The organism is Azospirillum sp. B506, assembly GCF_000333595.1.
In the GTDB taxonomy this organism is placed as follows: Bacteria; Pseudomonadota; Alphaproteobacteria; order Azospirillales; family Azospirillaceae; genus Azospirillum.
This window is the reverse complement of the sequence record NZ_BADK01001081.1, coordinates 1-14,958: the sequence shown is the minus strand read 5'-3', so window position 1 is coordinate 14,958 and position 14,958 is coordinate 1. Positions and strand designations below refer to the sequence as shown.

General features: G+C 64.4%; 10 protein-coding genes. 7 read left to right on the top strand and 3 right to left on the bottom strand.

The window, feature by feature from the left end; genetic code table 11:
* Positions 1–96 precede the first annotated feature (96 nt).
* Together I71_RS33355 and I71_RS33350 are read left to right on the top strand one after the other, a co-directional pair.
* Positions 97–1,110: a LacI family DNA-binding transcriptional regulator gene (locus I71_RS33355; protein ID WP_042704418.1), complete on the top strand. Its 1,014-nt coding sequence runs from the start codon at positions 97–99 to the stop codon at positions 1,108–1,110.
* Between the two features lie 827 nt (positions 1,111–1,937).
* Positions 1,938–2,684 (top strand): response regulator transcription factor, encoded by a 747-nt coding sequence (locus I71_RS33350; RefSeq protein WP_244434208.1) that lies wholly within the window; start codon positions 1,938–1,940, stop codon positions 2,682–2,684.
* 43 nt (positions 2,685–2,727) lie between these two features.
* Here the strand turns inward: I71_RS33350 and I71_RS33345 are convergent, their stop codons facing one another.
* Positions 2,728–4,785, bottom strand: coding sequence for a bifunctional diguanylate cyclase/phosphodiesterase (locus tag I71_RS33345; RefSeq protein ID WP_042704413.1), 2,058 nt, complete (start codon positions 4,783–4,785; stop codon positions 2,728–2,730).
* 665 nt (positions 4,786–5,450) lie between these two features.
* Here I71_RS33345 and I71_RS33340 point away from each other — a divergent pair.
* Positions 5,451–6,287: a formate/nitrite transporter family protein gene (locus I71_RS33340; RefSeq protein WP_042704411.1), complete on the top strand. Its 837-nt coding sequence runs from the start codon at positions 5,451–5,453 to the stop codon at positions 6,285–6,287.
* Positions 6,288–6,320: 33 nt separating this feature from the next.
* Complete coding sequence (locus I71_RS33335; protein ID WP_042704408.1) at positions 6,321–8,078, top strand: bifunctional protein-serine/threonine kinase/phosphatase; 1,758 nt, start codon at positions 6,321–6,323, stop codon at positions 8,076–8,078.
* Positions 8,079–8,270: 192 nt separating this feature from the next.
* Here the strand turns inward: I71_RS33335 and I71_RS33330 are convergent, their stop codons facing one another.
* Positions 8,271–8,459, bottom strand: a complete 189-nt coding sequence (locus I71_RS33330) for a zinc-finger domain-containing protein (RefSeq protein ID WP_042695013.1) — start codon at positions 8,457–8,459, stop codon at positions 8,271–8,273.
* Positions 8,460–8,638: 179 nt separating this feature from the next.
* On the opposite strand from I71_RS33330, the gene I71_RS33325 reads away from it, so the two are divergent.
* The 3 genes from I71_RS33325 (at position 8,639) to I71_RS33315 (ending at position 11,296) form a co-directional block, all read left to right on the top strand.
* Complete coding sequence (locus I71_RS33325; RefSeq protein WP_042704406.1) at positions 8,639–9,637, top strand: ABC transporter ATP-binding protein; 999 nt, start codon at positions 8,639–8,641, stop codon at positions 9,635–9,637.
* Positions 9,627–10,619, top strand: a complete 993-nt coding sequence (locus tag I71_RS33320) for an alpha/beta hydrolase (protein WP_042704404.1) — start codon at positions 9,627–9,629, stop codon at positions 10,617–10,619. Before I71_RS33325 ends, I71_RS33320 begins: the two co-directional genes overlap by 11 nt.
* Positions 10,620–11,044: 425 nt before the next feature.
* Positions 11,045–11,296, top strand: a complete 252-nt coding sequence (locus tag I71_RS33315) for a hypothetical protein (RefSeq protein WP_042704402.1) — start codon at positions 11,045–11,047, stop codon at positions 11,294–11,296.
* Between the two features lie 86 nt (positions 11,297–11,382).
* Here the strand turns inward: I71_RS33315 and I71_RS33310 are convergent, their stop codons facing one another.
* Complete coding sequence (locus I71_RS33310; protein ID WP_042704400.1) at positions 11,383–14,703, bottom strand: maltotransferase domain-containing protein; 3,321 nt, start codon at positions 14,701–14,703, stop codon at positions 11,383–11,385.
* Positions 14,704–14,958: the final 255 nt, after the last annotated feature.

The window sequence follows — 14,958 nt, the reverse complement described above, 5'->3', positions numbered from 1 at the left end:
AACGTTTTCAGATATGGTTCGACTCTGGTCATCCTTGGCCGGCATGGCTAAGGTCCTTCCCCCAATCGGGGCACCCTCCATACGATCGGTCTGGACATGAGCGTCTCGGGAAAAACCGCCAGCATCAAGGACGTGGCCCTGGCCGCCGGCGTGTCGGTCGCCACCGTGTCGCGCGTGCTGAGCAACGGTCCCGTCAGTGACGCCCTGCGCAAGCGGGTGGAGGATGCGGTTCGCACCACCGGCTACCGCCCCAACCTGTCGGCGCGGCGGCTGCGCTCCCAGCACTCCCAGACCATCGGGCTGGTGGTGTCGGACATCCGCAACCCCTTCTTCACCGCAGTCAGCCGGGCTGTGGAGGATGCGGCCTATCGTGCCGGCATGCGCGTCATCCTGTGCAACAGCGACGAGAACCCGGAGCGCGAAGAACTCTACCTGCGTCTGATGCAGGAGGAGCGGATCACCGGCCTGATCTTCGCCCCCACCCGCACAACGCTCGACCGGCTGGATGGGCTGGACCTCGATTTCCCGGTGGTGCTGATCGACCGCAACGCGCCCATCGGCCGCCACGATGCGGTGGTCCTGGACAACCCACGCGCCGCGGCGATGCTGGTGGAGCATCTGCACGCCCGGGGCTATCGCCGCATCGCCGGCCTGTTCGGCAACACCAGCACCACCGGCCGGGAACGCCATGAGGGCTACAGCGCCGCGATGGCGGCGTGCGGTCTGCCTCCGGCGGCCCGCTTCCTCGCCCCCCATGCCGATGCGGCGGAAGAGGCGGTGGTGGCATGGATGACGGAGCCTGACAGACCGGAAGCCTTCATCGTCAGCAACAGCCTGTTCCTGATGGGGGTGGTGAAGGCCGCCCGCCGCCTGAACCTGTCGATACCCGACGGGCTGGCGGTGGCCGGCTTCGACAACGAACCCTGGACCGAACTGGTCGGACCCGGCCTGACCGTGATCGAGCAACCGGTGCAGGACATCGGCCAATCTGCGATGGCACTGTTGTTTGAGCGGCTGGAGGCGCCGGATCGCCCCTGCCGCCGCCTTGTCCTCGGCGGCACCTGCATCGTGCGCGGCTCCACCGCCGCACGGATGGCCGATGCCGTCTGACAATGCACCGGACCGAGGCGGCCGCGCCATTATGCAGGGAATGGTCGCACAAGGCCCCAGTCAAGGCCCGAGCGAGGCGCCACCCGTCACAACGAAAATGGAATCCGGCTTCGGGAGGTCTCCATTTTCGTTTCCATGTTCACCGAAAATTACGGTGACGCCCACCTGTTTAAGAGTCTATATTGTTCAGCATAAATCCGCATAAAGCCGACGGAATTCAGGACAAAAATCTCGAATAAGTTGTCTTTCGATTGTTTTTCTCTTCTATATTTTGAAATATCGGATGATCCTATTTCCTTCGGACTTGTCAATTTCGATCGCTTCAGATGGAGTATCCAGCTATACTTACTGTCTAATCATCACCATTTTTGGGATCAAAGATGGACTATTACTGCTGGCCGTCTGACGAAGGACTCTGCCCGGACAGTATGGCTCTCCCTCCCAGAGAGCCTGGAACAATTCCAAAAGTGCAGCAGACAATGCCGTGAGTGCCGGATCATAGTTTGATCTAAATTCGATCGGGCGAGCACGAGACCAGAGATACAACGTGCAAAGTCCATCGGAATTCGGTCATTGCGCGGTCGGACGCGGTGACATCGGAAATTGCAAAGGCGACGGTCCGAACGGGGGGCCGAAGGTCATCCGTCGGGCAAACAGAACCCGGCAGATCTACATTGCCACGCATCGGTGTCGCTGACGTCCAAGCACTGCGTCTAGGGAGGAAAGGCCTGCCTTCCGGCTGCGCAATGCCGTCCGCCATTTCGTCTATTTCGGGGGAGACGGACATGTCAGATCGCATTCGTGTGATTGTTCACAACCAAAGTCGATTGCTGCGCGAATCCATCCTGAACATCCTCGACGATTGCTTCGAGGTCATCGACCCGCAAAGCCGGCTCGCCACCGGACTTTCGTCCAAGACGATGTGGACGGGCCGGGCGAACGGTGGTGCCGACCGTTATCCCAACGGCTTATCTGCCAGTGGAGCGGTCGTTACGCTGGATCCTCCGGCCAGCACCGACCGAGCCGCCGATATCGTGCTGTTCGATCTCGCCTCGCTGAAGACCGACGCTTGGAACTTCCGCATCTGGTATGGCGAGCAGGCCAGGTTGGCGATGATTGCCGACGAATTCTCCGCCCATCACATGCGGATGGCCCTGCGGTTCGGCGTGCGCGGTTATCTGCTGAACCGGATGGCACCTGCCGCCTTCGTTCTGGCCCTGCGCCTGATCCACGCCGGCGAGCCGGTGGTTCCAGAAGAATGCTTCGACTATTTCTCCCCAACCGCGCTGCGCCGGGGTGGCGAGGATGGAGCGGTGACCCAGCATGAAACCGAACTGCTGGGATATCCCGGCCTCTATCCGCGTCATGCACGCATCCTGAAGCTGATCATGGACGGATGCAGCAACAAGGAGATCGCGCGCGAAATGGCGATGACCGAGGATCTGGTCAAGCTGCATGTCCGCCACATCATGCAGACCATCAATGTCCGCAACCGTACCCAGGCTGCCTTGTGGGCCGCCCAGAGCGGCATCATCCAGGAGATGGAGTATTTCCTGGAACGGACCTTGCCCTGACAGCGGGCGCTCCCTCTCCTCCCGGGGAGAGGGGGCACGGCATTTATGCCGGTACCACGCTACTGCTCAGGAAGGCTTCGAACTGGTCGACCGGCAGCGGCCGGCTGATCAGAAAGCCCTGGATGCGGGTGCAGCGCTGCTGCTGCAGCATGTCGGCCTGCTCCTGCGTCTCCACCCCCTCGGCGATGGTGTCGAAGCCCAGGCTTTCGGCAAGATTGACGATGGTGCCGACGATGGCCGGATCGGTGGTTGACTTGACGATGTCGCGGACAAAACTGCGGTCGATCTTCAACGTGTCGATGGGAAAGCGCTTCAAATAGGCCAGCGAGGAATAGCCGGTGCCGAAATCGTCGATGGACAGACGGACACCGATGTCCTTCAGCCCATTGAGGATCGCCACCGCCTTTTCTATGTCGCCGATCATCGCCCCTTCGGTCAGCTCCAGCTCCAGCCGGTTGGCCGGGATCCCGGCGGCTTCCACCACACTGCGGACGAACCCGACGAGGCGGGCGTCCTGGAACTGGCGCGGCGACAGATTCACGGACACCGAGGGGATCGGCAGGTCGCGCCGGATCCAGTCGGCCAGACGGCGGCAGGCTTCGATCAGCGTCCAGGCGCCGATCTCCCAGATCAGTCCGGTTTCCTCGGCCAGCGGAATGAACTCCGCCGGGCTGACCATGCCGCGCACCGGGTGGCGCCAGCGGATCAGCGCCTCCGCCCCGATGGTGCGGTTGCCGACGAGGTCGATCTTCGGCTGGAAATGCAATTCGAACTCGTCACCGCCGCCGGCGCGGCGCAGGTCGCTCTCCAGCCCCAGGGTGAAGCCGGACCGTTCGCGCATCTCGGCGTCATAGAAGACGTATTTGTGCTCCGGATTGCGCTTGGCATGGTACATCGCCAGGTCGGCATTGCGCAGAAGCTGGTCCGCCGTATCTCCGTCGTCGGGGTAGAAGGCGATGCCGATGGACGCACCGCAGAAAAGCTCCTGGTTGTGGACGCTGAAGGGCTCCGACATCGAATAGAGCACCTTCTCCACCAGCCGGGCGCCGGCGGAGCGGTCGGCGGCGTCAGGCGCGACGATCAGGAACTCGTCCCCGCCCAGCCGGCCGACGGTGTCGGTCATGCGGGTGCAGTTGCGCAGGCGCCGCGCCACCAGCTTCAGCAGTTCGTCGCCGGCATGATGGCCCAGCGTGTCGTTCACCTGCTTGAACCGGTTCAGGTCGAGAAAGGCGACCGCCACCTTGCTCTTGCCGCGCTGGGCGCGGGCGATGGCCTCCTCCAGCCTTTCACAGACCAGCCAGCGGTTGGGCAGGTCGGTCAGACGGTCGAAGCTGGCCTGATAGCGGATCTGGTGTTCCTGCGACTTGCGCTGGCTGATGTCGGCGACGGTCAGGACATAATGTTCCAGAACACCGTTCGGGGCGCGCACCGACGTCACGGACAGCGCGGCGGCGAAGGCGTCGCCGGAATGGCGGAAGCTGGTGACCTCGCCCTGCCAGCGCCCGGCCTGGCGCGCGGTGGTCCAGATGGTGTCGATGAACTCCCGTTCATGCGAGCCGGGCGCGAAAAGCACCAGCGGCCGGCGCAACAGTTCCTCGCGCTGGAATCCGGTCATGATTTCATAAGCCGGATTGATGGCCTGAACGGTCAGTTCGGGATCGACGATCAAAATGCCATCGGCAACGCTGTCGAACACGGTGGCGAGCAGCCGGATCTTCTCCTCGTGCTGCTTGCGCTCGGTGATGTCCTGGACGGTGCCTTCGTAATAGCGGATGCGGCCGGTGGTGTCCCGCACGCAACGGGCGCTTTCCGAAATCCAGATGATGGAACCGTCGCGACGGAAGACGCGCGCCTCGAAACTGTGGACGCGGTCCTGTCGCGCCATCAGGTCGGCAAAGGCCTCGCGTTTGCCGGGGTCGACATAAAGCTGGCAGGCGATGTCGGTCAGGTTGTCGATCAGGTCTTCAGGAGAAGCATAGCCGTAAATATCGGCGAGTGCCGGATTGACACGAAGGTAACGGCCGTCGACGGTGGTCTGATAGATTCCCTCGACAGCATTTTCAAAGATGCTGCGGTACTGCTCTTCCGTCTCGTCACTCATTGCACGCGCCTCATCCGACGCCGATCCCGACCCGCCTGGAAACAACATAAGCGCACGACTCAAACAACGATTGTGAAATTGTCCCCTTTCCACAATGCGGGAAAGTAGACGCCGGTTCGACGCGCCCCGTCAAGCGCCATCGCCTATACTGTCTCATAGTGCCAATGGAAAATATAACAAAAAGGTAACGAAACCTCATGTTTGACGGGATCCCTAATCCAGGAAAACAGCCAAACCATTGATTCATAACGATAGACTTCCATCTCTTGGTTAAAATTCTGAAAGACTTGCTGCCTCGTGCCCCGATGGTGGCGAAGGCAGCTTACTTGCAGGCTCTCACCCTTGCGCCTGCACGGTTGTCTGTTTTTTATTCAGGGCAGCTTAGTGTTTGAGCAGTCGTGGTTCTTCACGATGGTGTGCTGGCATCGCCACCGGTCGCAATTCTGCCGGATCGTTGCAATCCGGCGCTTGGCACACGCCATGCATAGTTGTTCGCCGTTCAAGCCAACGGCGGTTTGACCAGCGCGAGCCCAAAGACTGCGGCCCGCACCCAAATCACACGCAGTGCGTCCTCGATGCTTCCGCCCCGCACCGGACCGGTGCCGCGCGGAGAGCCGCCTCCGCTGCGTGCCGTTCCTTCAGCGCTTGTTCCAAGGGGACTCCTCATGTCGTATCTGGTGCCCTCCGAATTCGTCACCAAGATGGTGGATGCCGGCGAATCCAAGATTTTCATGTCCACCCGCGACACGGTCATCCGCGCCTACATGGCCGGGGCGATCCTGGCGCTGGCGGCGGTCTTCGCCGTCACGGTCACCGTCCAGACCGGCTTCCCGATCATCGGCGCCATCCTGTTCCCGGTCGGCTTCTGCATGCTGTATCTGCTGGGCTTCGACCTGCTGACCGGCGTCTTCGTGTTGTCGCCGCTGGCACTGATCGACAGGCGGCCGGGCGTCACCATCGGCGGCGTGCTGCGCAACTGGGGCCTCGTGTTCGTCGGCAATTTCCTCGGCGCGCTGACGGTCGCCGTGATGATGGCGGTGGTCTTCACCTACGGCTTCTCCACCCCGCCGGACAAGGTCGGCACCGTCATCTCCCACATCGGCGAGAACCGGACGCTGGGCTATGCGCAGTATGGCGCGGCCGGCATGCTGACCATCTTCCTGCGCGGCATGCTGTGCAACTGGATGGTCTCCACCGGCGTCGTCGGCGCGATGATCTCCACCTCGGTCAGCGGCAAGGTGATCGCCATGTGGATGCCGATCATGCTGTTCTTCGGCATGACCTTCGAGCATTCGGTGGTGAACATGTTCCTGTTCCCGTCGGCGATGCTGATGGGCGGCAACTTCTCGATCATGGACTATATGATCTGGAACGAGTTGCCGACGGTGCTGGGCAACCTGATCGGCGGCCTGGCCTTCACCGGCCTGACGCTCTACGCCACCCATGTCCGCACCGCGCCGAAGCGCCGCCTGCAGCAGACTGCCCTGCAACCGGCCGAATAAGCCGCCCTACCCGTCCGTCACCCCCGGTCCGCCATGGACCGGGGATTCCTTGAGTGGGCCGGCATCGTGAAAGAGTTGCGGATCTCCATCGGCCAATGTTCCGACAAGGGGCGGAAGGAGTCCAACCAGGACTTCCACGGGGCATTGATCCCAGCCGCTCCATTGCTGGGCATGAAAGGCATTGCGGTAGCCATCGCTGACGGCATCAGCACCAGCGCGGTCAGCCATATCGCCAGCGAATCGGTGGTGAAGAGCTTTCTGACCGACTATTACTGCACCCCGGAAAGCTGGTCGGTGAGGACGGCGGCGCAGCGGGTGCTGGCGGCGACAAATTCCTGGCTGCACGCCCAGAACCGGCGCAGCGAGTACCGCTACGACCAGGACCGCGGCTATGCCTGCACGCTGAGCGCCTTGGTGCTGAAATCGACCACCGCACACCTGTTCCATGTTGGGGATTCCCGCATCTACCGCATCGCCGGCCGGTCGCTGGAACAGCTGACCATCGACCATCGCGTGGTGGTGTCGTCGGAGGTCAGCTATCTCGGCCGGGCGATGGGCGTGGTGCCGCATGTGGAGATCGACTGCCGGGACCTGCCGGTCGAGCCCGGCGATGTCTTCCTGCTGGCGACCGACGGCGTCTATGACCATTTGGATGCCGATTTTTTAATCAGCACATTGGACCGCCACCCTGACGACCTCGATCGCGCGGCGCGGCTCATGGTGGACGAGGCGCTGCGGCGTGGCAGCACGGACAATGCAACGCTCCAGATCGTGCGAATCGACGCGGTTCCCGACGCCGATGCGGGCGACCTGTTCCACCGGCTGTCGGACCTGCCCCTGCCGCCCTTGCTGGAGCCCAGGACCGAGTTCGAGGGCTACCGTATCGTCAGGGAACTTCACGCCAGCAGCCGCAGCCATGTCTATCTGGCCCGGGACGGCGCGGCAGGACCGGCCGTGGTGCTGAAGGTGCCGGCCATCGACCGGCGCGACGACCGACCCCATCTGCGCCGCTTCCTGATGGAGGAGTGGATCGCCCGCCGGCTCAACAGCCCCCATGTGCTGAAGCCGCCGCCGCAAAGCCGTCCGCGTCGCCATCTCTATGTCGTCACCGAATATCTGGAGGGGCAGACCCTGACCCAGTGGATGCGCGATCATCCCAGCCCCGACCTCCCCACGGTGCGCGCCATCGTCGAGCAGATCGGCAAGGGGTTGCAGGCCTTCCACCGGTTGGAGATGCTGCACCAGGACCTGCGGCCCGACAATGTGATGATCGATGGCACCGGCACCGTGAAGATCGTCGATTTCGGATCGGTGCTGGTCCCCGGCATCCTGGAGACCATGCCCGGCGCCGACCGCGGCGAGATTCTCGGCACACTGCAATACACGGCACCGGAATACCTGCTGGGCGAAGGCGGAACGCCGGCGTCGGATCTCTATGCGCTGGGGGTCATCGCCTATCAGATGCTGACCGGCCGCCTGCCCTACGGCGCCGATGCCGCGATGGCCACCACGCGGGCGCGGCAGCGCAAGCTGGTCTACCGCACGGCGCTGAACGACCAGCGGGACATCCCCGCCTGGATCGACACGGTTCTGCGCAAGGCCGTCCATCCGGACCCGGCCAAGCGGTATCAGGAATTGTCGGAGTTCCTCTACGACCTGCGCCATCCGCGCAAGCATGCCGTGGGCACCCGACGTCGGCCGCTGATCGACCGCAACCCGCTGGCCTTCTGGCAGGGGCTGTCGGCGCTGCTGGCCTTGGCCGTGCTGGTCCTGCTGGCCGGCCGCATCTGATCGTCGGCCAGCCGGCAGGGCAGAGCAGTCTCAGCAGGGTGCGGAAAAACCATTTTGCTGCTGCGGTCGGGTTCTTTCCGGCAATCTAGCGTCAAGACCTTGCAAGATACCACCAGTATCTTGCTCCGGCCTTTCCTAATCTTGCCGAAAAGCCCCCTCCCTCGCGACGCAAAAGCCTTTTTCCGCACCCTGTCAGTGCCCGTGGGCGACCTTGGCGCCTTCCTTCAGCTTGAACAGGCGCGAGCAATAGGGGCATTCGACCTGGCCTTCACGGTCCAGCGTCAGATAGACCAGCGGATGGCCCAGCGCGCCGCCGCCGCCGTCGCATCCGACGGTCGAGGTTTCAACAAGGATCGTCTCGGTCGGCTGCATGGCAGTCATCCTCTGTTTTGACAGGCGCGACGGTTCACGCCATCGTGGACACGCCCGCTGTCCGGGCACCCGTTCAGGGTTCCGCGCGCGCGGGCCGGATGATACCCATCGCGCGCCGCGGATCAACGGGGGAAACCACCGGACGCCGGGGCTTTTTCGTCAACCGCAAACTTCATGGTTCAGGATCAATGGCCGCGCCCACCGATACCCCCACGCCCGTCTCGCTCCCGGCCAACGCGGTGGAGCTGCGCGGCCTGACCAAGATCTACCAGCCGACCGGCAAGGCCGGGCCGAAGCATGCGCTGAAGGGCATCGACCTCGCTATTCCGCGCGGGTCGCTGTTCGGGCTGCTCGGCCCCAACGGCGCCGGCAAATCGACGATGATCAACATCCTGGCCGGGCTGGTGAACAAGACCGGTGGAACCGCCAGCATCTGGGGGCATGAGGTGTCGGAGCATCCGCGCCGCGCCCGTGCCTCCATCGGCGTGGTGCCGCAGGAACTGAACATGGACCCCTTCTTCACCCCGCGCGAGATGCTGGAACTTCAGGCCGGCCTCTACGGCGTGCCGAAGAAGGAACGCCGGACCGAGGAACTGCTGGAGGCCGTCGGTCTCGCCGACAAGGCCGATGCCCACGCCCGCTCGCTGTCGGGCGGCATGAAGCGCCGGTTGATGGTGGCGAAGGCGATGGTCCATACCCCGCCGGTGCTGATCCTCGACGAACCGACCGCCGGCGTGGATGTGGAGCTTCGCCGCCAGCTCTGGGAATATGTGCGCCTGCTCAACAAGTCGGGCACCACGGTGCTGCTGACCACCCATTACCTCCAGGAGGCGGAGGAGCTGTGCGACACCATCGCCATCATCAACCACGGACAGGTGGTGGCGTGCGAGCCGAAGACGACGCTGCTGCGCCGCGTCGACAACAAGGCGCTGTGCCTGACGCTGGAGCGCGACCTGACCGCCGCGCCGCCATCGCTGGAGGGCTATACGGTGGAACTGCCGGAACCGCGGCGGATGGTCGTCCGCTACCACCCCAGCCGCCAGCGCGCCGGGGCCATCCTGTCTGCCCTGGCGGCGTCCGGAATTGGGATCGTCGATGTCACGACCGAGGAATCCGATCTTGAAGATATATTTCTCCAACTGACGGGTGGTGCGCACAGCGACACAGGGGTAATCCATGCGGCGTAGCGGATTGGCGGCTGTTCTGGGGTTGGGACTTCTGCTTGGCGGCTGTGCCGCGGATTTCCAGCCGATGGGAACGGCCGTCGTCCAGCCGCAACTGAACGACAAGCTGCTGATCGCCGCCGACGGCTTCGAGCTGCCGATGCGCTCCTGGCTGCCGGCCGACGGCAAGGTGCGGGCCGCGGTGGTGGCCTTGCACGGCTTCAACGACTATTCCAATGCCTTCGACGGTGCCGGTCGCGATTTCGCCGCGGCCGGCATCGCCACCTACGCCTATGACCAGCGTGGTTTCGGCGCCACCCGCGACCGCGGCGTGTGGGCCGGCACGCCCACGCTGGTGAGCGACGCGCGCACCGCGGTGGAGATGGTGCACAAGCGTCATCCCGGCGTGCCGGTCTATTTGTTGGGCGAGAGCATGGGCGGGGCGGTGGTGCTGACCGCGATGACCGGCCCCAACCCGCCCAAGGTCGACGGCACCATCCTGGTCGCCCCCGCCGTCTGGGGCCGGCAGGCGATGGGCTTCTTCCCGCGCGCCGCCCTGTGGATCACCTACAACCTTGTTCCCGGCATGGTGGTGCATCCGCCGAAGGATCTCGACATCCACCCGTCCGACAACATCGCGATGCTGCGGGCGCTGGGCCGCGACCCGATGGTCATCAAGGGTTCCCGCGTCGATGCGCTGGAGGGGCTGACCGATCTGATGGGATCGGCGCTCGACGCCTGCCAGCATCTGCAGACACCCTCGCTGGTGCTCTATGGCGCGCATGAGGAGGTTCTGCCGCCGCGGCCGGTGGAACGCGCGCTGAAGGACTTCGAGACCGGCGGGCGGCACGTCGTCGCCGTCTATCCCGACGGCTACCACATGCTGCTGCGGGATTTGAAGGGCAAGCTGGTGGTCGATGACGTCGTCGCCTGGATCGGCAATCCCAAGATGCCGCTGGCCAGCGGCGCCGACCGCGCACCACGGGCTCTGCTGGCAGCCAAATAGCCTCAGGGCAAACTTTGTCACCCTCCTCGGCGCGATTGCCGGTCGGACGGATTGTTTAAATCCATCGCGACCTGCGGCAATGGCGGAGGGTTGCCATGAGTGAAGTTCCCGCTTCCGACCTGCGCTTGTGCCCGGACGACGTCCAGGCGATGCCGCGGAATTCAGGGTTTCCCCGCTGTGGGTGCGGCTGGGCCTGCTGTTCCGTCCGGCCATTCGTGCGGCGCTGGTGGCATTCCTGGGCTGGGTCAGCGGATTTCCGCTTCCACCTGCCTGAAAGGGGCGGTCAGAGCCAGGGGACCGTTGCAGCCAAAGGTATAGTACCCGTTAGGACCAAAGCAACTCTGCCACTTTCAGCGGTTGAGGGCTAAGGTACCGCATAAGCGGACACCGCCAGTCCCCATTGGCAGTCCCCGTTGGGAGGAACCATGCACAGCGTCGAATCCCAGGTTACCCCGTCCGGCGCCACGCGCGCCGTACCGACCGCTCAGACGACCATGTCCTCTTCCATGGCCCCGACCATGGATGTCCAGGTCATTGCCGACCGTTACGGCTGGACCACCCCGATGGCCCGCTGGTGGATGTCCTTCGCCGCCTGTTCCGTCGGCCAAAAGCCGGACGCGATGATCGACTTCCTCGACAAGACGGTCGGGGGCGTGACGATGATCCGCCGGCGGTGACGCCGGTGCGCCGAGAGAATTGTAAAGAGCGGCCCTTCGGGGCCGCTTTTTCGTTGGGGAAGCTCCGACGGCGATGCCGCCTCCCCTCACACCCCTGGCGGCACGATCCGCCAGATCGCCGCCGGGTTGCGGTTGGGGTCCAGCCAGACATGCTGGAACTTGCCGATCCAGGTGAAGCGGTGGCCGCTGAACAGATCCTCGACCTGGACATGGGCACCGTCCGGCAGGCCCAGTTCCCACAGCGGCACCTCGATGGTCCCGCCATGGCCGTTGTGGGGATCGAGATTCACCGCGATCAGGATCACATTGTCCTTCGCCGCCGTCATCTTGCCGTACAGCACGATGTTGTCGTCGAAGGCGTTGTAGAAGCGCAGGTTGGTGAACTGCTGCAACGCCGGGTTCTCGCGGCGGATGCGGTTGATGGCAGTGACGTAATCGCGGATGTTGCCGGGCTTGTTCCAGTCCCAGTGGCGGATCTCATACTTCTCTGAATGATTGTATTCCTCCTTGCCGGGATAAGCCTCCGCCTCGCACAGCAGATAGGGACCGTAGAGGCCATAGACGCCGGCCAGCGTCGCCGCCAGAACCGCCCGCATCATGTGCGCCGGCCGCCCACCCTGGGTCAGGATCGGCGGAAGGATGTCGGGGGTGTTGGCGAAGAAGTTCGGCCGCATATACTCGCGCGATTCACCCTGCGTCAGCTCGGTCAGATACTCGGTCAGCTCCGGCTTGGTGGTGCGCCAGGTGAAGTAGCTGTAGGACTGGGTGAAGCCGACCTTGGCCAGCCGCTTCATCAGCTTGGGCCGGGTGAAGGCCTCGGCCAGGAACAGGGCGTCGGGGTAGCGGTCCTGCACCTCGCGGATCATCCATTCCCAGAAGGGGAAGGGCTTGGTATGCGGGTTGTCGACGCGGAAGATGCGCACCCCTTCCCGGCACCACATCAGCACCACGTCGCGCAGCGCATACCACAGGCCGGGATAGGACTGGCGGTAGAAGCTGACATTGACGATGTCCTGGTACTTCTTCGGCGGATTCTCGGCATAGCGGATGGTGCCATCCGGCCGCCAGTAGAACCAGTGCGGATGCTCCTTCACCCAGGGATGGTCGGGCGAGCACTGGACGGCGAAGTCCAGCGCGATCTCGATGCCATGACGCTTGGCCTCGCGGACCAGACGGCGGAAGCTGTCGAAATCGCCGATCATCGGGTCGATGGCGTCGTGCCCGCCCTCCTCGGCACCGATTGCGTAGGGCACGCCGGGATCGTCGGGGCCAGGATTCAGCGTGTTGTTCCTGCCCTTGCGGAAGGCACGGCCGATGGGATGGATCGGCGGGAAATACAGCACGTCGAAGCCCATGTCGCGGACCATGGGCAGCAGGTTCACCACGTCGTCGAAAGTACCCGGCCGCGACGGATCGGGCGAGGCCGAGCGCGGGAAGATCTCGAACCAGGCCGAGTAGGCGCCGGCAGTGCGGTCGACATAGACCTCCAGCTCGCGCACATAGCGCGACTTGTACTGCCGCTCGCCATACTGCTTCATGACCCGGCGCGGCTCGTCCGACAGGGCATAGTCGATGGCCTCGCGGCCGGACAGCGCCTGCATCCGCTCGATCACCGCCTGGAGCGCTGCGCGCCCGTCACCATGGTTCAGGTCCAGCGCCTGTTCGACGAAGCGGCGGCCCTCCACCAGTTCCAGATCGATGACCATGCCGGCATCGACCTTTTTCTTGAAATCGGCAAGCCAGCTTTCCCAGACGTCGCGCCACGCCTCGATGCTGTAGGTGTAGCGGGCGTTGCGGGTCAGCGGCACGCGGCCGACCCAGCGGTCGTTCTCGTGCAGGCGCATCGGCGCCTCGCTCCAGTCTTCGTCGCCGTCCGCCTTGTACATGACGGAGGCGGCGAGCACGAAGGTGCCGTCGGTGTAGATATCGGCCCAAACCTCCATCACGTCGCCGACCGCGCGCTTGATGGCGAAGCGGCCACCGTCCAATTCCGGATAGACGTTCTCGATGGTCATGCGGCCGGCGGCGATGGAGTCCATCCATTCCCGCTCCTCGACGTCGTGCAGCTCGACCGGATGGCTCCGGGCGGCGCGGGCGCGGAAGACGCGCAGTTCCATCGGACGCAGCGTCATCGCCGCACCCGGTTCCATCGCCAGCGGCTCGGCCTCCGGCGTCACATCCTCGAACGCCTCATAGGTGCCGCCGGTGGCTGCCAGGATCGGGCCGACATCCAGATTGTGCGTCCGGTTCTCGTCCGGGTTCAGCACCAGGATGGCGCAGGCGTCGGGCTGGTCGAGCGCCGCGCCGTCCACCTGCCGGATCAGCCCCAGCACCGGGCTGTGCGGGGAGGTGACGCGGCGCTGCGGACCCTCGACGTTCAAGGCCGGGGTGGCGGCCTTCATGGCGTTGACGGCGCCGATGAAGCCGGTCAGGTCCAGCTTCGGCTCTTCCCAGTCGGCCGGGCCGGTGCGCACCACGTCCAGCTTGCGGGTGAAGCCGTATTCGAAGCCGACCGGCATCATCACGCCGGTGGAGAAGCTTGCAGCGAACAGGTAGTGCATCTTCAGCTGGGCGGCGAGCCGCACCGCGTCCTGGCTGCCGACCTCCGCCGCCAGCCGGTCGGTGTCGTGGCTTTCCGGGAAGGCGATGGACGGTGCGATCCAGCGGAACTCCTCATACTGGTCCAGCAGCCAGTCGGCCTTGAAGTCCCACCATTTGGCGCTGTTGAACAGGAAGTCGAAGCCGGCGCCGCACAGCTCGCGCACCTGCTCCACGGTGCAGCCCAGCGTCTCGGCGAAGAACTTCACCTCCGGGTTCACGGTGTGGGCGGCCTCGATCAGGCTCTTCCACACCTCGGCCGGCACCTGATAGGCGGCGTCGCAGCGGAAGCCCCGCACACCCAGCCCGATGTAATGGAGCAGATAGTCGGACCAGTAGCCGACCAGCCCGGCCCGCGACTCCGCCCGGTCATAGTCGAGCGAGGCGAGATCGCCCCATACCGTGACATGGGCGGTGTCGTTGGGATCGACCGCACCAGGGCGGTGGAGGTCGCCATCCGCGCCGCGCTTGTACCAGTCGGGATGGCGGTCGACCAACAGGGCGTCGCGGGAGGTGTGGTTGATGACGAAATCCATCATCACCGACTGGCCATGCGCCCCGGCGTCCGCCGTGAAGCGGCGCAGAATCTCGTCGTCGCTCTCATGCGACCCGCCGCGCAAGGCGTCGTGCAGCCGGTAGGGGTCCTTCACGGCATAGAGGCTGCCGGAGAATCCGGGCTGGTGGATCGGGTTCAGGAAGATCCAGTCGAATCCCATCCCCTGGATCCGCGGCAGGTGCCCGGCCCAATCGCGGACGGGTCCGACCAGGGTCGGAAACAGGTTGTAGATGCGCGGTCCGACGATGCTCATGGAACCCCCTTCCTTGGCCCTGCTTCTCCGTTGACAGCCTGCCGCTCCCCGTTGTGGGATCGACGAAGCGGCATCGGTGCTGTTCCCCTCAAGGGCGTGCCGGCGCCGACAAACCGGGCCGACACCATGCCCCCGCCGGACAACCCGCCGGGGCGGTGAAGGTTCCACCACCCTGTTGTCACCCCGCGATCACATCACCAGCACAGGATGCAGCGCATGGCCGAGAAGTCCGGCAAGGTCTCGAAAATCCGCCTC